The 21,131-nt window shown below is 43.4% G+C and carries 24 protein-coding genes and 1 pseudogene; 20 read left to right on the top strand and 5 right to left on the bottom strand.

Features of this window, described 5'->3' with window-relative positions; all coding sequences use genetic code 11:
- The first annotated feature begins 83 nt into the window (after positions 1-83).
- The 3 genes from ABDD94_RS19610 (at position 84) to ABDD94_RS19600 (ending at position 2,992) form a co-directional block, all read left to right on the top strand.
- Positions 84-605, top strand: a complete 522-nt coding sequence (locus ABDD94_RS19610; RefSeq protein ID WP_345953646.1) for a DinB family protein — start codon at positions 84-86, stop codon at positions 603-605.
- Between the two features lie 34 nt (positions 606-639).
- Complete coding sequence (locus tag ABDD94_RS19605; RefSeq protein ID WP_345953645.1) at positions 640-1,527, top strand: glutamate--tRNA ligase family protein; 888 nt, start codon at positions 640-642, stop codon at positions 1,525-1,527.
- Positions 1,528-1,660: 133 nt separating this feature from the next.
- On the top strand, positions 1,661-2,992 hold the full coding sequence (locus ABDD94_RS19600; protein ID WP_345953644.1) for a Gfo/Idh/MocA family oxidoreductase: 1,332 nt from the start codon (positions 1,661-1,663) through the stop codon (positions 2,990-2,992).
- A gap of 63 nt (positions 2,993-3,055) precedes the next feature.
- Here the strand turns inward: ABDD94_RS19600 and map are convergent, their stop codons facing one another.
- The gene (gene map / locus ABDD94_RS19595; RefSeq protein WP_345953643.1) at positions 3,056-3,823 is read right to left on the bottom strand and encodes a type I methionyl aminopeptidase; all 768 of its coding nucleotides are present in this window, start codon (positions 3,821-3,823) and stop codon (positions 3,056-3,058) included.
- A gap of 140 nt (positions 3,824-3,963) precedes the next feature.
- On the opposite strand from map, the gene ABDD94_RS19590 reads away from it, so the two are divergent.
- Entirely contained in the window at positions 3,964-4,779 is an 816-nt protein-coding gene (locus tag ABDD94_RS19590) for a hypothetical protein (protein WP_345953642.1), read from the top strand.
- 127 nt (positions 4,780-4,906) lie between these two features.
- Positions 4,907-5,344: a hypothetical protein gene (locus ABDD94_RS19585; protein WP_345950403.1), complete on the top strand. Its 438-nt coding sequence runs from the start codon at positions 4,907-4,909 to the stop codon at positions 5,342-5,344.
- A 162-nt stretch (positions 5,345-5,506) separates the two neighbouring features.
- Here ABDD94_RS19585 and ABDD94_RS19580 read toward each other — a convergent pair whose 3' ends face one another.
- On the bottom strand, positions 5,507-6,124 hold the full coding sequence (locus tag ABDD94_RS19580) for a polysaccharide deacetylase family protein (protein ID WP_345953641.1): 618 nt from the start codon (positions 6,122-6,124) through the stop codon (positions 5,507-5,509).
- Positions 6,125-6,335: 211 nt separating this feature from the next.
- Here ABDD94_RS19580 and ABDD94_RS19575 point away from each other — a divergent pair, with 211 nt between their 5' ends.
- The 4 genes from ABDD94_RS19575 to ABDD94_RS19560 all read left to right on the top strand — a co-directional run bounded on the left by ABDD94_RS19575 (position 6,336) and on the right by ABDD94_RS19560 (position 8,785).
- A complete protein-coding gene (locus ABDD94_RS19575; protein ID WP_345953640.1) occupies positions 6,336-7,343 on the top strand; it encodes an NAD(P)H-dependent glycerol-3-phosphate dehydrogenase in 1,008 nt (335 codons plus the stop codon).
- Between the two features lie 26 nt (positions 7,344-7,369).
- Complete coding sequence (locus tag ABDD94_RS19570) at positions 7,370-7,726, top strand: hypothetical protein (protein WP_345950406.1); 357 nt, start codon at positions 7,370-7,372, stop codon at positions 7,724-7,726.
- 59 nt (positions 7,727-7,785) lie between these two features.
- Positions 7,786-8,106 (top strand): hypothetical protein, encoded by a 321-nt coding sequence (locus ABDD94_RS19565; protein WP_345950407.1) that lies wholly within the window; start codon positions 7,786-7,788, stop codon positions 8,104-8,106.
- 70 nt (positions 8,107-8,176) lie between these two features.
- Positions 8,177-8,785: a hypothetical protein gene (locus ABDD94_RS19560; RefSeq protein ID WP_345953639.1), complete on the top strand. Its 609-nt coding sequence runs from the start codon at positions 8,177-8,179 to the stop codon at positions 8,783-8,785.
- 92 nt (positions 8,786-8,877) lie between these two features.
- Here the strand turns inward: ABDD94_RS19560 and ABDD94_RS19555 are convergent, their stop codons facing one another.
- Positions 8,878-10,686, bottom strand: coding sequence for a DEAD/DEAH box helicase (locus ABDD94_RS19555; RefSeq protein WP_345953638.1), 1,809 nt, complete (start codon positions 10,684-10,686; stop codon positions 8,878-8,880).
- Between the two features lie 162 nt (positions 10,687-10,848).
- The gene (locus tag ABDD94_RS19550) at positions 10,849-11,316 is read right to left on the bottom strand and encodes a DUF4293 domain-containing protein (protein ID WP_345950410.1); all 468 of its coding nucleotides are present in this window, start codon (positions 11,314-11,316) and stop codon (positions 10,849-10,851) included.
- A gap of 52 nt (positions 11,317-11,368) precedes the next feature.
- On the opposite strand from ABDD94_RS19550, the gene truA reads away from it, so the two are divergent.
- The gene (truA, locus tag ABDD94_RS19545; RefSeq protein ID WP_345953637.1) at positions 11,369-12,115 is read left to right on the top strand and encodes a tRNA pseudouridine(38-40) synthase TruA; all 747 of its coding nucleotides are present in this window, start codon (positions 11,369-11,371) and stop codon (positions 12,113-12,115) included.
- 186 nt (positions 12,116-12,301) lie between these two features.
- Positions 12,302-14,107, top strand: coding sequence for an ABC transporter ATP-binding protein (locus ABDD94_RS19540; protein WP_345953636.1), 1,806 nt, complete (start codon positions 12,302-12,304; stop codon positions 14,105-14,107).
- A 109-nt stretch (positions 14,108-14,216) separates the two neighbouring features.
- Here ABDD94_RS19540 and ABDD94_RS19535 read toward each other — a convergent pair whose 3' ends face one another.
- On the bottom strand, positions 14,217-14,462 hold the full coding sequence (locus ABDD94_RS19535) for a hypothetical protein (protein ID WP_345950413.1): 246 nt from the start codon (positions 14,460-14,462) through the stop codon (positions 14,217-14,219).
- A 188-nt stretch (positions 14,463-14,650) separates the two neighbouring features.
- On the opposite strand from ABDD94_RS19535, the gene ABDD94_RS19530 reads away from it, so the two are divergent.
- From ABDD94_RS19530 to ABDD94_RS19490, 9 genes and pseudogenes are all read left to right on the top strand, one after another.
- Complete coding sequence (locus tag ABDD94_RS19530) at positions 14,651-15,529, top strand: permease-like cell division protein FtsX (RefSeq protein WP_345950414.1); 879 nt, start codon at positions 14,651-14,653, stop codon at positions 15,527-15,529.
- A 4-nt stretch (positions 15,530-15,533) separates the two neighbouring features.
- Positions 15,534-15,815, top strand: a complete 282-nt coding sequence (locus tag ABDD94_RS19525; RefSeq protein ID WP_345953635.1) for a DUF3098 domain-containing protein — start codon at positions 15,534-15,536, stop codon at positions 15,813-15,815.
- Positions 15,812-16,606, top strand: coding sequence for an undecaprenyl-diphosphate phosphatase (locus ABDD94_RS19520; RefSeq protein WP_345953634.1), 795 nt, complete (start codon positions 15,812-15,814; stop codon positions 16,604-16,606). Before ABDD94_RS19525 ends, ABDD94_RS19520 begins: the two co-directional genes overlap by 4 nt.
- A 161-nt stretch (positions 16,607-16,767) precedes the next feature.
- Positions 16,768-17,460 (top strand): annotated as a pseudogene (gene truB / locus ABDD94_RS19515) (tRNA pseudouridine(55) synthase TruB); the annotation flags it as partial.
- The gene (locus ABDD94_RS19510) at positions 17,437-17,943 is read left to right on the top strand and encodes a DUF559 domain-containing protein (RefSeq protein WP_345955997.1); all 507 of its coding nucleotides are present in this window, start codon (positions 17,437-17,439) and stop codon (positions 17,941-17,943) included. The pseudogene truB and the gene ABDD94_RS19510, both read left to right, overlap by 24 nt.
- Entirely contained in the window at positions 17,940-18,872 is a 933-nt protein-coding gene (locus tag ABDD94_RS19505) for a bifunctional riboflavin kinase/FAD synthetase (RefSeq protein WP_345953633.1), read from the top strand. Before ABDD94_RS19510 ends, ABDD94_RS19505 begins: the two co-directional genes overlap by 4 nt.
- Positions 18,873-19,047: 175 nt before the next feature.
- Positions 19,048-20,085, top strand: a complete 1,038-nt coding sequence (locus ABDD94_RS19500) for a DUF2157 domain-containing protein (RefSeq protein ID WP_345953632.1) — start codon at positions 19,048-19,050, stop codon at positions 20,083-20,085.
- 98 nt (positions 20,086-20,183) lie between these two features.
- Positions 20,184-20,528 carry a hypothetical protein gene (locus ABDD94_RS19495; protein ID WP_345950419.1) on the top strand — a complete coding sequence of 115 codons (345 nt, stop codon included), beginning with the start codon at positions 20,184-20,186 and terminating at the stop codon, positions 20,526-20,528.
- Between the two features lie 92 nt (positions 20,529-20,620).
- A complete protein-coding gene (locus ABDD94_RS19490; RefSeq protein WP_345953630.1) occupies positions 20,621-21,070 on the top strand; it encodes a tail fiber domain-containing protein in 450 nt (149 codons plus the stop codon).
- The last annotated feature ends 61 nt before the right edge of the window (positions 21,071-21,131 follow it).

The raw sequence follows: 21,131 nt of genomic DNA, 5'->3' as shown, positions 1-21,131 counted from the left end.
TTTTGCATATTGCATTCGGGTGAGCGTAGCTTACGCATCTTGTCATCTGTTTTAGGCATAAAACTGGATATATTCAACTCACAATGATGAATCAAATTGAAATGCTTGTTAAGCAAACCAACGATGCTTACAACTGGACGAATAAGCTATTAAACTCTGTCCCTTATCATAAATGGAAGGATACGCCCAAGGTTATGGATTCTAACATTTGTTGGCAGGCGGGGCATATATTGGTTGGCATTTATTTTCATTCTATCATGGTGGTTGTTGGTCATCAAATGGATGTATTGCAAAAGATTCCGTTAAAAGATTATGCAGACCGTTTTATGGATAAATCTCCAAATGAGGCAGCTGAAAATGTAAATCCGGAGGAGTTATATGAGCAGTTGCTTTTTATGCAGCAAAAATCTATTCAAACACTTAGCGCATTGCCTGAATCGGGACTGGATAATGCATTGGAGCCGTCGCCCACGCCACACCCCATCGCTCATAATAAATTTGAAGCCTTAGACTGGAACATAAAGCATACCATGTGGCATTGTGGTCAGCTGGGTATGCTTAAGCGGGTTGTTGATGAAAGATTTGATTTTGGTTTGAAGAGATAAGCAGGTGCTGTAATTGCTTTTACCCGTTAATTACATGGTGAATAAAATACGCATAGCGCCCACTCCAAGTGGTTTCCTGCACTTGGGCAACGTGTTGTCGTTTGCTTTAACGGCTGCGCTCGCCCAGCGTGTAAACGCCAGTATACTGCTGCGTATTGATGACCTGGATAGGCAGCGCGCCAACCCGGCGTACGTGCAGGATGTGTTTGATACGCTTAACTTTCTGGAGATTCCCTGGCATGAGGGTCCGCGCAATATGCAGGATTTTGAAAGCGAGTGGTCGCAACTGCACCGGATGGATTTGTATCAGCAAGCCCTAATCCAATTGCAGCAAAGCGGACAGGTATTTGCCTGTACCTGTTCCCGCTCACAAATACGCAGTTTAAGTGCCGATGAAAGTTATCCTGGTACCTGTTGTATGAAAGTGTTGCCGCTTACAACCGATGCAGCCAGCTGGCGTTTACTCACTGCTACAGGCGAGCCAGTGCTGATAAACAACTGGCCGGAGGGCATTCAATCAGCCTCGTTGCCTGCGGCAATTCAACACTTTGTGGTACGTAAAAGGGATGGCTATCCGGCTTACCAATTAAGTTCACTGGTTGATGATGTGCATTTTGGTATTACGCATATTATGCGGGGAGCTGATTTGTGGGCATCAACACTGGCTCAACTTTACCTGTCGGGGATATTAAAGGAGGATAGCTTTCAGCAAATAAAGTTCCATCACCATGATCTGCTATTGGGGGATGGTCATGCAAAACTATCCAAATCGGCTGGCGCTACTTCAATCCGTTATTTGAGGGAGCAGGGTTATAAGCCGGCAGATGTGTACCAGCAAATAGCCCGGCAGTTAGGTGTTGGAGAAACGATTGCCGACTGGCAGCAATTGGCCGAAGCTTACTTTCAGCACCGCAGCTTTTAAGCAAGTTAGCACAGCATACCCTCAGTCGCGTTAATCTTTACGCAAACGATTGCGCAAATTTTATTCCTGGTAAAGTAGCAACTTAACCGGTAAAAATTTAGCTTAGTTTCTACTAACCAAGTAAACCAATTATATGCTTCGCAGAAAATTTATACAGCAAACGGGCGCCGTTGCGGCCGGTACTTTGCTATCTGAAACTTTATTAGCATCGGCCACGCTGGCTAAACAACGGGTGGCTATGGTGGGTACCGGTCACCGGGGTACGGGCATGTGGGGCACCGAAGTGCTAAGCGAGCACAGTAGCCGTATGGAGTTTGTAGGCCTGTGCGATAAGAACCCCGGCCGGGTAGAAACTGCCAAAAAGATGTTAAAAGTAACCTGCCCCACTTATACTGATTTGGATAAGATGCTGAAGGAAACTAAGCCAGAGGTGCTCATTGTGACCACTATGGACAGCACCCACCACGAAATGATTGTTAAAGGTCTGGAAGCCGGTTGCAATATCGTAACCGAAAAACCTATGACCACCGACGAAGATAAATGCCAAACTATATTGGATGCCGAAAAGCGTACCGGCAAAAAAGTATACGTTACCTTTAACTACCGTTACTCACCCCACCGGCAAAAAATTTGGGAATTGCTAAATAGCGGTGAAATAGGAAAAGTAACCTCGGTTGATTTTCACTGGTACCTGGACACCTCGCACGGAGCTGATTACTTTCGCCGCTGGCACCGCAAGCGCGAAAACAGCGGATCGCTGCTGGTGCATAAAGCAACCCACCATTTTGATTTACTGAACTGGTGGCTTAACTCTGATCCGGAAGAAGTATTTGCCTACGGTTCCTTAGACTTTTATGGTAAAAACAATCCATTCAGGTATACCCATTGCAGGCCTTGCCCTTATAAAGACAAGTGTCAGTTTTATTTTGACATGACCAAAGACGAGCGGCTGATGAAGCTGTATGCCGATAATGAGAAATACGACGGCTACCACCGCGATGGCTGCGTTTGGAAGGAGGATATAGATATTTTTGATAAGATGGCTGTACAGATTAAGTATGCCAATAAAGTACAGGTTAGTTACTCGCTAACGGCATACTCGCCTTACGAGGGTTATCGTATTTCCTTTAGCGGTACCAAAGGTAAGCTGGATGCCTGGATACACGAAAAGCAGCCCTGGCCAATGGAAAAGTATGATGAAATACAGCTCACCAAAAATTTTGGTAAAACAGAATACATCCGCATAGATAATACCGAAGCCGGGCATGGCGGAGGCGATATGCGTTTGCGTAAACAGATTTTTAACCCGGGTGCCGATCCTTACAAGCAGGGGGCAGGCAGCCGTGATGGGGCCATGTCTATTATGGTTGGCATTGCAGCCCGTAATAGTATCGATAGTGGCAAGCCGGTAAAGGTTCAGGATTTAGTTTCCATTAAGCCGCATCCTACAAGGGGGAGTGTATGATGTTCTGCCAGTAAAAAGAAAACCGAAGGCTCCTGATTTTTAGGAGCCTTCGGTTTTAAAATCTTAATCTAAAATTTCGTTTGCCTGCGTTAAAATGACAGGGAGGCCGCCGGTAACCATAATGGTATGCTCGTGCTGTGCCACAAAGCCGCCTTTGTTGCCTTTTAAGGTCCATTTATCGCCCTCTGCAGTTTGCGCGTAGGTCGATTGAGTGGCTATAAAGGTTTCAATGGCTACAATGCTGTTCTTTTTAAAGCGGGTAGTGTTGTAGCGATCATAACAATTCAATATATCGTGCGGCTCCTCATGTAAGCTTCTGCCTACACCATGGCCAGCCAGGTTTTTGATAACCTTGTAGCCTCTTTTGGCTGCCTGGGTTTCTATAAGCCGGCCAATGTCGGCTATCTTCACCCCGCCGCGTATCTGGCTTAAAGCGCTTTCCAGTATTTCTTTTGAAGCCTTAACCAACGCAGCATGATTATGCTTGTCTTCTCCCAACACAAAAGATCCGCCGTTATCGGCCCAGTAACCGTCCAACTCGGCCGATACATCAATATTAATCAAATCTCCTTCTTGCAAAACCATACTGGCTGAGGGCAGGCCGTGAGCAACAACCTCATTCACACTGATACAGGTATGACCCGGAAAACCATAAGTTAGTTTAGGAGCAGATTTTGCGCCCATTTGGCTTAATAGTCTGCCACCGAACTCGTCAAGCTCCAAAGTGTTAATGCCTGGCTTGCAATACTCACGCATAGCCTTTAATACCTGGGCTACGCACTCGCTAATTTTTTGCATACCAGTAAATTCTGCATCTGATGTTATAGACATATCAAAATATATAAGAATTAACAAAAGTAAAAAGTGTATTGCCAAGTTGCGTCATACCTCGGTATGAATTGTGAAATAATATAGTTTGCTGTTACAAATGAACCGTTGTCTGCGTCATGAGGTATACTTATCACAATTTTATGAAACTCACACGATCCATCGCGGCCTTATTGTCGCTTCTCATTTCACAAAGCAGTTGTCAAAAAAGTACGCAGCAGCCACAAACTAATACTATTCCTATTGTTAATGCTCAGCCGGTAGGCCCGGCCCTTAAATCAACTACCTGGAGCAATACCGCAACCGAAGAATTTACCTATAACGTTGATGGAACGCTGAAAAAAACGATTGGCGGCCTGGCCGCTTCATGGGGCCATACCCGCAACTTAACCTATCAGAATGGTAAACTTGTTGGTGTAGTAAAAGATGATATCAAAAAGGATGAAATAGCTTATAACACTGCGGGGCAAATCATTACAATAAAAGAATTTGTAATGAGCAGCGATTACCACGGCACCCGGTTGGAGTTTGAGTACAACACCACAGGTACCGTTAAAGCCATGAAATATATGGCATATGATGAGTTTAAAAGCGTAATAAAAGCCCAGACCAATTATGATTATGACGCCCAGAATCAGTTACAGAAAGCTACTGTGACTTACCCGGGTCAGCCCCAGCAACAACTGGTTTATACGTTTAGCGATTACAGCACGGATGTGCAATTTAACCCCTGGGCCTTGCTTAGTAGCTGGGATTTATTGATGGTTGATTATGCCTATTACAATTACCCCGTACTAAGCCGTTTAAACCAGTTGCCAGGAAAGATTACCCGAAAGCTTTTAGTGGATAACGCGGTGCAAGAAACGGTGGTAAAAGAATTTAATTACACCATTGTAAGTAAGCAACTACAAAAAATTCAATATCTGAAGGATGGTTTGGAGGTTACCTTCAATTATTAACCTTTTTTAATTGATTGTGAAATAAAATGTAGCACTGTGTATAAAATTGGTTAAATAATTTTCTTTTAAGTTGAAACAAAGCGTCTTTCAATCTGCTGTATTAGCAGTTATAAATAAAGTTATTCTTATGAAGATTGTTGTTACTCAACTTAAAAATGTAATTGTTTACTCGCTCTTAATTCTGGCGACTTTTTCTTTTTCGGCATGCTCTAAAAAGGTGGCTTTTATCAACTCAACAGTTGTGCCTGCTGCCGAGGGTAAGATAGATATAGACCGGGACGAAAATAAAAATTATACCATCGATATAGAAGTTATACGTCTTGCTGATCCGTCGAGACTTACGCCACCTAAAAAAACTTACGTAACCTGGTTAGAGACCGAGAGTGAAGGGACTAAAAACATAGGGCAGTTAAAAAGCATAAGCGGCTTTTTTACCAATTCGTTAAAAGCAACATTAAGAGCGGTTTCGCCCTTGAAGCCAAAACGGGTGTTTATTACCGCCGAAGATGATGCCACCGCGCAATCACCAGGTTCGCAAGTGGTCATGACCACAAAGTCGTTTTAAACATGGGATTAGGGCGTTATAATTACGCTATGTTAAGCGCTTGTGCAACGAGTGCTTAACATAGCGTAATTGAATGTATGCGCTCTTTTATAATAGTTGCCTGCAATAGTTTGTGTTGGTGCTGCGCATCAATTGTACGTTGCAATTATAAGGCTTATAGCCTCACAACGTCTCAAACCTGTAACCTGCCTTACTCCACTCTTCTAACGCTCTTGGCAGCACATATTCTAGCCGGTTAAAGGCTTTTAAACTATCATGAAATACAATGATAGCACCGTTGCCGGTGTGTTTTAGCACCCCCTTCAGGCAGTCGTGTGGTTTTAAGGTCATATCAAAATCGCCGCTTAGTACATCCCACATTATAATTTGTAAATCAGGTCGTAAGGCTTTGAGTTGCTTTATTTGCGAGCGCTTAATGCGACCATAGGGCGGGCGAAACAGGGAGGAATGTAATAACTCGTCGGCCCGTAGGAAATTCTGCCTGTAAACGGCATCTTCGGTCTTCCATCCTTTCAGGTGGTTAAAAGTATGGTTGCCAATGGCATGTCCATCGGCTTGTAATTGCTTAAAAATATCCGGGTGTTTCTGTACATTATCGCCAATGCAAAAAAAGGTAGCTTTAGCATGGTGCTCTTTTAGTGTTCTAAGCACAAATGGCGTTACAATGGGTATGGGGCCATCATCAAAGGTTAAGTACAATACCGGCTCAGTGCGGTCTTGGTTCCAAACCAGTTTTGGATAAAGCTTTTTGAGCAGCCAGGGCGTTTTAACCAGGTACATGCACAAAGTAAGTTATTTTATGCTTAAGTAGTTTAATTAGTCAGTTACAGGGGTAATTAAACGGCCCAATTTTATTGGCTATGCCACCGTAACATAAACTTTACATCATTGCATGCGTCTTTTAGCGTCGCACAGGCGTTTACGCACATTTGCACACCAAAACTTATATCTTTGCCATCCGTTTAACTATTTTACGGCCTATAAATAAACCATGCAAGGCGAACCATATAAAATTTTGGTAGTAGGAGGGGGCAGTTGGGCCACCGCCAACATAAAAATGCTTACCGACAATACTACGCAAAAGGAAATATTTTGGTGGATGCGTAACCCGCAGGCTGTGGAGGATGTGCAAAGGTTTAGGCGTAATCCTAATTACCTAAGCTCGGTAGAAATTAAAGTACCTGCCGATAATATTTCGACCGATCTGAAGAGCCTGGTAGCCAAAGCCGATTTTGTATTATTAAACGTACCGGCCGCGTTCCTAAAAACAGCCTTGGCCGAAATTACACCTGCCGACCTGGCCGGCAAAAAAATTATATCGGCTATTAAGGGCATTGTACCCGATGAGAATTTAATCATCGGCGAGTTTTTACACAAGTTTTATAACATCCCTTTTAATGATCTGGTGGTAATCAGCGGGCCTTGCCATGCTGAGGAGGTGGCGCTGGAGAAATTGTCTTATTTAACCATCGCCTCGGCCGATGCAGAATTGGCCACGCAACTGGCTGGTTTGTTAAACACCCGTTACCTCAAAACCATCGTATCCGACGATATATACGGTACCGAGTACGCGGCCGTATTAAAAAATATTTATGCCGTTGCCAGCGGTATTTGCCACGGAGTAGGGTATGGCGATAACTTTCAGGCCGTGCTGATTTCCAACGCTATCCGCGAGATGAAAGATTTTGTAGATGCCGTACATCCTATTGATCGGGATATTAAAGAATCGGCTTACCTGGGCGATTTGCTGGTAACTGCCTATTCGCAATTTAGCCGTAACCGTACTTTTGGCAACATGATAGGCAAAGGCTATACGGTAACCTCTGCACAGTTGGAGATGAATATGGTTGCTGAGGGCTATTATGCAGTAAATTGCCTACACCAAATAAATAAACAATACACCGTAAGAATGCCTATTTGCGAGGCTGTTTACCGTATTTTATATAAAAAACAAGCCCCCGTACTGGAAATGAGACGTTTGGCAGAACAATTGAGTTAGTTATACAAATTAATTCAATTGAAACCATGAAAAACGTAATTAAAGTTGCTTTACTGGCAGCGGGATTATTTGTAGCTGCCGATACTCAAGCTCAAGTTGTTAAAAAAACCGGAACAGCCATTAAAAAAGGTGCTAAAGCGGTAGGTAATACTGCCGAAGACGGCGCAAAAGCTGTAGGCAAAGGTGCAAAAAAAGCCGGAAATAAAACCGCCGAGGTAGCCTCAAAAGGTAAATCGGCCGTTGTTGATAAAAAGTATGATAGCAAGGTTGGTCCGGGCGGACAAACCATCTATATCGATAAAAACTCGGCTTATTATTACGTTAACAAAAAAGGCCGTCACATTTATGTGAGAGAAGCTGATTTGGTTGTTAAACCTATGTAATACCTTTACCACGGGCGCTTGTAAAGCAGGCGCTCGTGTTCTTATTTCTACCGTTTGCCATGAAAAATTCTTTGTTAGTTGCAGTGCACGTTGTATGTGCATTTATACTGTTATTCGCCGCTTGTTCCGACTCTCCCAAAAGTAATTTAAAAGGTAAGTGGCATACATCCGATGGAAGTACAAAGCTTGAAATTACAGGCAAGCAGTTTATCCTGACCGAAGATGCACCCATTGCCGAAGACTATTTCTTAAAAGGCGATACCATTTTCACCTCTTTTGAAGGCAACCAGCCTTATACCCGCTTTGTGATACAGCAGCTCGACGACCACAATCTCAAACTTTTGTATCCCGATTCAGTGAGTGTGGCCTTTATGCGTTAAGGAATTATTAAGTTTTTGGTTTGTCATATATCTCTTATGCTTTTATCGTTCTTGATGAAACATAAAATACATGAACAAATTTATTTCAACCTTAATTCTTATTATCTCAACCATTGCCGTTAAGGCACAAACCGACAAGGGAACCGTTTTTGTAGGCGGTGGCATTTCCTATAATTCACAAACATCAAAAGACCCAACCAACCACAGCAAACACATTAACATGGATTTGCTTCCTACTGTTGGCGTGTTTTTGGGGAATAACTGGAGCATTGGCCTTACTCCACAGTATTCCTACGCAAGAGATTCATCATTTTACAAGTACGACGATTATTCAAGTAAATCAGGGCACAAGTCCAAACTCTTAGGTATTGGCTTGTCGGTAAGGCATTACTGGATGATTATACCCCAGTTAGCCTTATTTCCAGAGTTATCGGGGAGTTATTTATTTTCAGTAGGGGATGCGGGCGCAAGTGCTAAGAGTTACAATATGAATATCACTCCCAATATGGCTTTTTTTCCAACCAAGCATATTGCAATCACCTTTGGCTACGGCGGTTTGAGATACCTGCATCAAACTAACAAAGATACGGCCTTGGGCACTACAGCTTCTTATAATACATTTGGTTTTAACGTTAATCAGGGGATGATCTTGGGCGTCAATTATCATTTTACCAACTAAGCTATAAATAAATAAGGCCTCCCAAACGGGAGGCCTTAAAAACTAAACTAAAACTAACTGCTTCAATAAGCTTTGAAGCTTAAACTAAATCACTAGTATCTTTTACGACGTTCGCCACGGTCTTCACGACGCTTGCCTGAAAAATCGCGGAAACCACCGCCGCTGCTTCTTTCGCCTCCGCGGTTGCTGCTGCTACCTCCATCACGACGGTTGCCACCACCTTCGCGTTTTTTGTAGCCGCCGCCAAATCCGCCACGGCTTTCACCACGGTCGCCATCGGCAGATACTTCTATCCTAACCTCGCGGCCTTTAAATTCGGCAGATTTAAAGCTTTCAAAAGCTTTGTCTTTATCCTCATTGGCAACTTCCAGAAAAGAGTAAACACCCTTTACATCAATTTTGCCAATGGTGCGGCCAACAATACCGGTTTGGTTACAAAAATACCCTAACAAATCGCCACGGGTAAAGCCATCAACCGAACCCAGGTTAATAAACAAGCGGGTAAAATCTCCGCGTGAACCACCTGTGCGGGCAAATTTATCACCCGAATCGCGACCCATGCGGGTATCTTCGGCAACGTTAAGATCCGGAGCATTTTTATAGTATTCCAAAAAGCTGTTAAACTCAATAGATGCAAAACGCTTAATGATATCTTCTTTGCTTAAATCGGCAAACTCATCCATAATGCGTGGTAAGTACTGCTCAATCTGCTGCTCGTTTACTTCAACGTTATGCACCTTGTGTATCAGGCCAAACAGTTGTTTTTCGCAAACGTCAAAACCGGTAGGTATCTCAGCTTTAATAAACTTTTTACCAATAACACGCTCAATCTGGCGTATTTTACCAACTTCTTTGGCGTTGATGATAGCGATAGATACACCAGTTTTACCGGCACGGGCTGTACGGCCGCTACGGTGGGTGTAGTTCTCAATCTCATCAGGTAACGAGTAGTTAATAACGTGTGTAACGTCGTTAACGTCGATACCACGGGCGGCAACGTCAGTAGCAATAAGCAACTGCAGGTTACGCTCACGGTAGCGTTTCATTACCTTATCACGTTGTTGCTGCGAAAGGTCTCCGTGTAAAGAGTCGGCATTGTAACCGTCTTTTACCAGGGCCTCGGCAATTTCTTGAGTTTCTATTTTGGTACGGCAAAATACGATACCAAAAATCTCGGGGTTAAAGTCAACAATACGTTTAAATGCAGCATATTTATCACGGGCACGTACAATGTAGTACTCGTGTTCAATATTGGCATTGCCGGTATTCTTTTCGCCCATGGTCAACTCAAAAGGGTCGGTCATGTACTTTTTAGAGATGCGGCGTACCTCGCTTGGCATGGTGGCTGAAAACAGCCATGTTTTTTTATCCTCGGGCGTGGTGGATAAGATACTGTCAATGTCTTCCTGAAAGCCCATGTTGAGCATTTCATCAGCTTCATCCAGTACTACAAATTGTACCTGCGAAAAATCAATAGCCTTGCGGTTGATAATATCGAGCATACGGCCCGGTGTAGCAACAACAATCTGTACGCCGCGTTTAATTTGGCGTAACTGATCTGAAATACTGGCGCCTCCATAAACAGCCACAACATTTACGTTGTTCATGTTTTTGGAGTAGTTTTTCAAATCATTGGTGATTTGTAAACAAAGTTCACGTGTAGGGCACAGAATTAGTGCCTGTGGATAATTTTCTTCAAAATCCAGCAGTTCCAATAATGGTAAGCCAAAAGCAGCAGTTTTTCCGGTCCCGGTTTGGGCTAATCCGACAAAATCGTTGCTGCCTGTTAACAATACCGGAATTGACTGTTCCTGGATTGGTGTAGGATTTTCAAATCCTAACTCAGTGATGGCATTAACAATATCATGACGGATTCCCAGTTCAATAAATGGGTTGTTCATGAATTAAAATAACGAATTTGACAACATCGTCAAATCGGGTGCAAAGGTACGAAAAATATGCACCATTTCAAACCACCATTCTAAAATGAGACTGTAGTGACTCGCCGTAATAAGTTTTTGATTGACAAATACTTAACTATTGCCAATCAATGACGCCGATATTTACCTCAACCTGTCTGCCGACCGCACCAGCGCATCATCGCGCTTAATAGCTTTAATGGCTGCAAGAATTAACAGGATGGCTATAGGCGGCAGAAATAAACCTACGCCAAAGTTGTTGGTGCCTAATATAGCACCGCCGGTAGCTGCTTTTACCGTTTGGGCCAGCCAAAAGCTGTGGCCAATAATTACCAGTATAGTGCTGTAGCTAAGTGTAACCTGCTGTTTGCGGTTACGGAACAAAAATATAATCACCAATGGCAGCAAAGCTACAACAGCGGTAACGGCCGTAAGCGCCACGAAGTTTTGGGTATGTGTTTGTGCGCCGTTCACATCCTGAAACAGGCCGGTTACTTTAACACTGGTAGGTACATTGTTTAAATACACATTATTGGCAATGGTAACCAGGTAAAGAGCAAACATAGCCAGGCTGGCTAAAAACAGGTATATACTTTGTACACGTTGTATCATGGTAAGCGTATTAGCAGGGCAAAGATAAAATTGTTTGCCTAAATTTGTCGCCGTGGCTCAACTACAACGTTATTTTTTAGAACTGGCTTACCAGGGTACCGCTTACCACGGCTGGCAACTGCAACCCAATGCCGTAACAGTACAACAAAAATTAAATGATGCGCTGACTACCCTGTTGCGCCACCCGGTTGAAACCACAGGCGCAGGCCGTACTGATACGGGCGTACATGCCAGGCAGTTATTTGCGCACTTGGACGCAGCGCCTGGCATTGCAAATGTAAAATTTGAAGCGAGCCTGAACGCGTTACTGCCATATGATATTGCCGTAAAGCGCATTGTACCGGTACACGATGAGGCGCATGCACGGTTTGATGCTACTATGCGCTCTTATGAGTATCACCTGCACTTTCATAAGGATCCGTTTAAGCAAAATTACTCATGGCTGGTTAAAGGTGAGTTAGATGTGGATGCCATGAACCAAGCTGCACAAATAATGATGGCGTACACCGATTTTAGTTGCTTCAGCAAATCAAATACGCAGGTATTTACCAATAACTGCAAGCTAATGCGGACCGAGTGGATACGCAAGAACTATGGACTGGTGTTCCATATCTCGGCCGACCGCTTTTTGCGCAACATGGTACGGGCCATTGTAGGCACCTGCATGATGGTTGGCCGTCATGAAATTGAGCCCGAACGTATCCGCGAGATTATAGAAAGTAAAAACCGCAGCAACGCCGGAACATCTGTGCCAGCCTGTGGTTTGTACTTAACCGAAGTAAAGTACCCGTATCTTTAAAACAGCTGATTTAAGGATTTCGGAATGATATATGATTAACTTTGTCATCTCGAACGGTATTGGGTTTCCGGGCAATACAAACTATCGCCTAAAAGAGATTTCTCGCTAACGTTCAAAATGACAGGAGGAGTGGTGTTTACAAAACAAATCATCCATTCACTCCTTCACTCATTCATTATATGATACATGTCTCAAGCTCAAGTAACCGGTAAAGCATTTGATTGGGAGCTGCTTAAACGCATTATGCAGTATGTAAAGCCATACAAGCGTACGTTTATCATTGCGGCTGCTCTTACTATATTTTTAGCCATCATCACTTTGGCGCAGCCCATCCTCATGGAAACAGCGATGGATAAATACATCCTCTCGGGTAATTACAATGGGTTGGTGTTTATTGTTATTTTAATGATCCTGCAACTGGGTATCCAAACCGTTGCCCAGTATTATCAAACTTACTCTACCAATGCACTGGGCCAGTCTGTGATCCGCGATTTGCGTATTCATGTGTTTAACCATATCATGAGCTTGCGTTTGCGGTATTTTGACCGTACGCCTATAGGCATGCTCATTACCCGTACCGTGTCTGATCTGGAAACCATAGCCGATATTTTTTCAGAAGGGCTGATTTCCATTATAGGTGATATACTGCTGTTGTTTGCTATCATTATTTGCATGCTGGTAAAGGACTGGAAACTAACGCTGATCACCCTTATACCGCTGCCTTTTTTATTGGGGGCGACGTATGTGTTTAAGGAGGCCATTAAATCGTCGTTTCAGGATGTGCGTACCCATGTGGCACAACTGAATACCTTTTTACAAGAACATATATCGGGGGTTAGCATTATCCAGTACTTTGCCCGCGAGGCGCAGGAAATGCGCAAATTCAGGGGCGTAAATGAAAAGTACCGCGATGCTAATATTCGCTCCAACTGGTATTACTCTATCTTTTTTCCGGTGGTGGAGGTTTTTGTGGCCTGCTCCATTGGCCTGCTGGTTTGGTATGGCTGTAAACGTATCCTGAGCGATCAGCAAATGGCATCTTTAACGGCCGATGAGCATGGCATAACGCCGGGCAAAATTTTGGCGTTCATGACTTTTTTAAACTTACTGTTTAGGCCCGTACGCCAGCTGGCCGATAAATTTAATACCCTGCAAATGGGTATGGTTGGCGCCGACCGTATTTTTAAAGTGCTGGATACTGATGAGACGGCACCCAACACCGGCACCATTACAACCGGCACCTTAAAGGGGCAAATTGAATTTAAAAATGTTTGGTTTGCTTATATTGATGATAACTGGGTACTCAAAAATATTAACTTTAGCATCCAACCCGGCGAAACCCTGGCATTGGTAGGGGCTACAGGCGCAGGCAAATCGTCAACCATTAACATACTGAACCGTTTTTACGAGATAGGGCAGGGCAGCGTACAGGTTGATGGCGTAGATATTGAAAATTTCGAGCTGGGTTTTTTGCGCTCGCAGATTGCTACCGTTATACAGGATGTGTTCTTGTTTTCGGATACTATTGCCAATAACATCAGCCTTAACAATCCGACCATAACCCGTGAGCAGATCATCGCTGCGGCTACCGATGTAGGCGCACACGAGTTTATAGAACGTTTACCCGGCGGGTATGATTATAATGTGATGGAACGCGGCGCTACGCTTTCGGCAGGGCAGGCGCAGCTTATTTCATTTGTACGGGCGCTGGTTTACAACCCGGCCATCCTGGTGCTTGATGAGGCTACCTCATCGGTAGATACCGAAACGGAGATACTCATTCAAAACGCTATTGATAAGCTGATGCAAGGCCGTACAGCTATTGTGATTGCCCACCGGCTATCCACCATTCAAAAAGCCGATAAAATTATAGTGCTGGACCACGGCGAAATTAAAGAAGTAGGCACCCACCAGGAACTCTTGCGTATAGAAGATGGCTACTACCGCAAACTCTACGACCTGCAATTTAACTCAGCAGGAATAGAGAGGTAGTTTTAGAGTAAAGAGTATAGAGTCAAGATTTCGATTGCGAATTGTATATTGAACATTGAGCAATACGGCTTCTGCTTGTATTCCCTACTCTATACTCTTGGTTCCGAAGCTAACTTTTCGGAATGGGTGGATTATCCTTCTCCGGATCCTGAAATTCGTCGGGTGGCGTTTTAATCGGATTTACGGGTTCTTCGTCCTGCTCGTGCTGTTTGGCTACGTTGCCAAAATCTGCATTATCAGCATGGTATTCTTCATCCTCTTCACGTCTTACGGTTTTGTTGCCATTGTCGTCCGGCCTGTCGGTAGGCGTGTCTGAAGGAGAGGGTTTGTTATGAGAGTTAGCTGGGGTTGTCATATATCATTGTTTTTTTGAATAACAGCCGCAATGCGGCTTTGTTTAGATGTGGCAGTGCGGCGTAACAGGCATTATGCGTTAAATTTTGTTAAAACCATAGCGCCCTGCTTACCTAAATGGTATTAATAACCAATAAAGTTTTACCTTTAACCACGCGTTTTTTAATTTCGCATTCCAACTGGTACTATATGGAAGAATTTGAAGCAAGCACGGCCGCCAAAAAAACCAAAGCCATTTATATCTCAACGGTTTTGGGTATTGCTATGGTATTACTGATGGTGGGTATGCTGGGGTTGATTATTGTGCACATTAACGGTGTTTCGCGCTACATTAAAGAAAACATGGTAGTTAACGTTTTTGTGGATGAAGGCGCTCGCGAAACGGATGTACTGCAATTTCAACGGCAGCTGGATGCCAATAAGTATGTAAAACGTACCCAGTATGTGAGCAAGGAACTGGCTGCACGTAATCTGCAAAAAGACCTGGGCAGCGATTTTGTGAAGTTTTTAGGCGTAAACCCGCTCTCGCAGTCTATTGATGTATACATGAAAGCGGAGTATACCAACAATGCAGATTTGGTTAGGTTTGCCAACCAACTGCGTCAAAACCCGCTGGTTAAAGAAGTTAAATACCAAACTTCGCTGGTTGACCAGATGAACCGTAACATGACCAATATTACGCTGATCATATTAGGTTTTACTGGTATATTCCTGGTGGTATCGGTTGCTTTAATTAATAATACCATTCGTTTGGCAATCTACTCGCAAAGGTTCTTGATTAAATCCATGCAGCTGGTGGGGGCAACCAAAGCCTTTATACGCAAACCATTTTTACTTTACGGTATATGGCATGGTTTGTTAGGGGCGCTTATTGCAACTATACTATTGGTAGGCAGCTTATACCTGGCCTACCGCCAAATACCCGACCTTGTAATTTTGCAAAACCCTTACGAGTTTGCCTTGGTATTTTTAGGCATTGTATTGCTGGGGATATTTATAGCCGGTTTTAGCACCTTTTTGGCCGTTAACCGCTTTTTACGTTTAAAAATTTATCAACTATACAGATAATATTATGGCACAAAAATATGTGAAGCCAACGGCTACCACTACCCGCCCATCCATTTTAGGTGAAACTAAAACAACGGCTGCTGCGCCGGTGCATTTTGTATTCGGAAAGGCTAATTACCAGTTGCTGCTGGCCAGCGTTCTGGTTGTCGCTTTCGGCTTCGTAATCATGTCGGGCACTACCGATATTTACAGCACTACTAAAATTGTAATAGCACCACTGGTGGTACTAGCCGGTTTTGGCTTAGGCTTTTATGCTATCTTTAAAAAATCAGGTGCTGAGGCATGAATTTAATACATGCTATTATCCTGGCCATTATTGAGGGCCTAACAGAGTTTTTGCCGGTGTCATCAACCGGGCACATGATCATTGCCTCATCGGCCATGGGTATTGCCAATAACGATTTTGTAAAGCTATTCACTGTAGCCATCCAGTTAGGCGCAATCTTATCGGTAGTGGTGCTATACTTTAAGCGCTTTTTCCGGTCGTTCGATTTTTATATTAAACTGCTGGTGGCCTTTATACCAGCCGCAGTGTTTGGTTTATTATTTAGCCATAAGATTGACGAGCTGATGGAAAGCGCCCTTACTGTGGGCATAACCTTATTTATAGGTGGCATCATTTTGCTTTTTGTAGATAAATGGTTTAACAACCCTATTATCGAGAAGGAAGAAGATATCAGTTATCTTACTGCACTAAAAATTGGTTTCTTTCAGTGTATAGCTATGATACCGGGTACCTCACGTTCGGCATCCACCATTGTTGGGGGTATGTCGCAAAAGCTGAGCCGTACTGCAGCCGCTGAGTTCTCCTTCTTTTTGGCTGTACCCACCATGTTTGCAGCTACCGCCAAAAAACTGTACGACTTCTACAAAGAAGGTCACGTTTTTACGGGCGAAGAAGTTAAGTTGTTGGCCATTGGTAATGTAATTGCTTTTATAGTCGCGCTGTTGGCTATCCGTACTTTTATTACCTTCTTAGAACGTAAGGGCTTCGTTCTTTTTGGCTGGTACCGCATTATTGTAGGCGCTGTCATCATCGGCTTGTACATGACCGGGCATAACTTGGAAGTTATATAATAATAAACTTAACAGAACGAGAGCTAAGAATATATAAGGCCCGCTTTAAGCGGGCTTTTTGTTTTTGTAATATCCTCTATAAACTATTGCGCAACAAGGTGCTCGTTACTGGCTCTTGTTTCTTGTTTCTAATAGTTACTTTTGCACTTTACTATTAAATTTTGAGCGAATCACATCCCAAACATACAGACTTTAACTTTGCCGAAGGTGAGCTGCTGCTCATCAACAAACCCTATCGCTGGACCAGCTTTGATGTTGTAGGCAAAGTTCGCAACGCGTTTAAGCCCTTAAAGCTCAAAGTTGGTCATGCTGGTACATTAGACCCGCTGGCTACCGGTTTGCTTATTGTTTGCACCGGTAAAATGACCAAGCAAATTGATACCTTCCAGGCGGAGGAAAAGGAATACACCGGCACGATGACGCTCGGTGCCACCACGCCGTCTTATGATATGGAAACTGAGGCAGATCAGCAATTTGAAACTGCTCATCTGAATGAGCAATCTTTAAAAGATGCCTGCAGCCAGTTTATTGGCGAGATACAGCAATACCCGCCGGCGCACTCGGCCATTAAAGTAAACGGCGAGCGCTTGTACGAAAAAGCCCGCCGTGGCGAAGACGTGGAACTAAAAGCACGTACCTTAACCATAACCGAATTTGAACTTACGCGTATTGAACTCCCTGAAATTGATTTTAGGGTAGTGTGCAGTAAGGGCACTTATATACGCTCCTTAGTAAACGATTTTGGCAAAGCAGTGAACAGTGGAGCCTATCTATCCAGGCTCAGGCGCACCCGGAGTGGTAACTATAAAGTTGAGGATGCCTGGGAGGTAATGGAGTTGGTGAATGTAATCAGAAATCAGCCCCTCCCACCCCCCCCCCAAAAAGGGGAACTTCTAGAAAAGAATACAAATGCTTCCAGTTTTAGGGAGAATGCCGATTCCATCCGTTATGAACCTCTGAAAGATAATAATAGAGCAAATCTCCATTTCTCTGCTGAGGCAGAAAATGTTTTATGGCAGTTATTAAGACAAGATAGTACAGGTTATGAAATTTGCAGGCAACATGCAATAGATAATTATATTGCCGATTTCGTATGCCTGCAAAAGGGCTTAGTTATTGAGGTAGACGGCGGGTATCACGAGCTAACTAAAGAAGCTGATGCTATAAGAACCGGCATGTTAAATCATTGGGGATTCGAAGCTGTGCGCTTTACTAATGATGAGGTGTTGAAATTTCCACAGCAAGTCTTTGAAACGATTAAAACTAAAATAGGTAGCATGCCTGATCATCAAAACACTCTCCCTAGTGGGGAGGGTCGGGGAGGGGCATCTTTATGAAGATCTACCACCATATAGATGAGTTTAAACCGCTGACCAATGCAGTGGTAACCATTGGTACGTTTGATGGTGTACACCAGGGGCACCGGCAAATTATAGCCGGACTTAAAGAACTGGCACGGCAAACCGGCGGCGAAACAGTCATCCTGACTTTCTTTCCGCATCCGCGTATGATCATCCACCCTGAGCAGCAGGACCTGAAGCTGATTACCACCATACAGGAACGCGCTACGTTGTTGGAGCAGTTAGGCGTAGATCATTTGATTATAACGCCTTTTTCCCGTGATTTTTCTAACCAAACTGCTGAGGCTTATATACGCGATATATTGGTTAATAAGATCGGTACACGCAAAATCATAATTGGTTACGATCATCGTTTTGGCAAAGACCGCCAGGGCGGACTGGCCGATTTGCAAAATGCTGCGCCGGTTTACGGCTTCGAGGTGATTGAAATACCCGAGCAGGATATTGACCACGTTGCCATAAGCTCCACCCGTATACGGCAGGCCTTACTTAAGGCCGATATTGCACAGGCTAATGCTTTTTTAGGGTATCCTTTCTTTTTAACCGGCGGCGTAATACGCGGCAACCAAATTGGAAGGCAGCTGGGGTATCCTACGGCTAACTTACTGATAGAAGAAAGCTACAAGCTCATACCGGCCGATGGCATATTTGCGGTTACTGTGCAATTGGGCGATGAAGTATTTAAAGGCATGGCCTACATTGGTCACAGGCCAACCATCAACGGCATGACCCGTAATATTGAGGTTAATATTTTTGATTTTAACCGTGATATTTACAACCAAACCTTACGAATGAACTTTTTATATTTTGTAAGGCACGATGTTAAGTTTACTTCGCTGGAAGGCTTGAAGGAGCAGTTGGCACAGGATAAGATTGATGTGCTAAAGTTGCTGGAGAATGAGTAGATTATAGTAGTCCTACCAGAGTAGATATACTATCAACGATGAACAATCAACCATCACCCTATTAATTTTTATTACATTGCTGCAAATTGTTCAAAGTTATTAAATTCGAATTTTAGTTGCAGTTGACTGGGGTTTAAACACCTTACCTTCGGCTACCAACTCCTGAATTAACTCCATGAAACTTAACCTCGATAAACAGGAAAGCGAATTTTTAAACCGGGTGATTGCACACTGGGAAAAAGAACAGCTTATTTCGGAAGACCAGGCACAGGTTCTGCGTAATTCGGCCGAGGTTAAGGGATTTGATTGGATGCGCCTGGCTAAGTACTCTTTTTGGGTAGCTCTGGTTTGCGGCGCCATTGCCATCGGCTCGCTCATCATTAGCGATAAGGTTATTAACTGGCTTAAAAGCTTGTATTATACGCCCGATATTATTATTAGCATGGGTGCCGGTATAATTGCGGCAGGCGCTTTTTACCTGGGCAGGCGGCGTCAAAAACTTACCCCCGAGCGTGTTTTTAGTAATGAGGCTACTATATTTACCGGTATACTGTTTACAGCATGTTGTATTGCTTACCTAGGCAAAACTTTCGATAACGGCTCAGGGCATTACTCCCTGCTCTTTTTACTTTCGGTGTTTGTGTATGGTTTTTTAGGAATCAGGCTCAATTCCCGCTTAATATGGCTGTTTGCGCTGGTATCGCTGGGGAGCTGGTTTGGCACCGAAACCGGTTACCAAACCAAATGGAGCTATTACTTTTTGGGCATGAACTATCCTCTGCGTTTTGTGCTATTTGGCCTGGTGTTACTGGTGGGCTGCTATATGCTTAAAGGCCGTAAATGGATACAACCTTTTTGGGAGCTTACGTATGTAGTTGGTTTGCTGTACCTGTTTTTATCGCTTTGGCTGCTTAGTATTTTTGGCAATTACGGCCAGCTGGAGGAGTGGCTGCAGGTAAAACAACTGAGCTTATACTATTGGGGTATCATATCGTTAGCTGTAGCAGGGGCTTTTACCTTGTACGGCCTGAAAACCAAGGACGGCATTGCCCGCGAGTTTGGAATTACCTTTGTACTCATCTTTATATATACCAAGTATTTTGAGTACTTGTGGAACCACATACCGTATACCTTATTCTTTGCCATACTGGCCGTATCGTTTTGGTTTATTGGACGTAAAGCAGAGAAAATTTGGAACCTGGATACCCAATAATTATTAGAAGCTCATTAGGATTTAATGCTGCAAAGCTTACATTTCCGTGTAAAAAACAAATACACTTTTAAACAGTTAAACCAAAGAGTATTGTAAATTTGCAGTACATAAAACGAATTGACGTGAGAGCCAAAGCTTTTACATACGGAATAATATTTTGCTTGCTTATTGGTATACTCGAGAGCAACGGAATCCGTGTGCTGTCTGTTTTTGGCAAATCTGTTAATACTACCAAACAGGCAGACGATAAAAGCGCTGAGGATCCGGTTAAGGAATCTGAAAATTTTAGGGTTGAAACGATTAAGCCCTGGCTGCACCACACCGTTATTTATAATTTTAACGAACCTGTATTTTCCTTGCCGGTAAGTCAGCCCATTGGCTATTTAGCAAAGCTGTGGTATAGCTTTTGTCCCGACGTACTTACGCCCCCGCCAAACTGCTAAGTTTCATTAGCATCTGTAATCATCTAAAATAAAGTAATAATGTTCTTCCTTTGAACAAGGAGGGAATGTTGTGTTATATAATTATTAAAATCATGAAAACTTCAAAATTTGTTATAGCATTATTAGCGTTAGCCTCTTTCACCACTGTAGGATACGCCCAAACAAAAGTTAGCGAAAGTCAGCTTAAAGAAAACACTACACCTATAACCGGTGCATTAGCTACTGTAAATTTGATTGAGCCTATTACTTACCAGTACAATCAGCAGGCAATTAAAAATACCAAGTTACCTACCGGAACACAATATGGCTTTAATGCAGCCAGTGTACAATCGGCGTTACCTGGTTTGGTTAAAACCGAAAGTATTTTATACCCAGCAGGTAAAAATCAGTACCGCTCGGCCGATATAAGCAAGGTTGATGTGCAAAGCCTTATCCCGGTGTTGCTGGGCGCTATTAAAGAACAGCAACAGCAAATAGACGCGCTAAAAGCTGAAGTGCAATCGCTTAAACAAAACCGAACTACATCTGCCGCTGTGAGGTAATGTAAGTACCCATTTATAACAAAAAAGCCCCGCAGTTAGCGGGGCTTTTTTGTTATAAATG

Origin of the sequence: Mucilaginibacter sp. PAMB04168 (assembly GCF_039634365.2) — a bacterium.
Lineage (GTDB): Bacteria > Bacteroidota > Bacteroidia > Sphingobacteriales > Sphingobacteriaceae > Mucilaginibacter.
The sequence above is the reverse complement of the archived record's forward strand: the minus strand, read 5'-3'. Positions and strand labels throughout refer to the sequence as shown.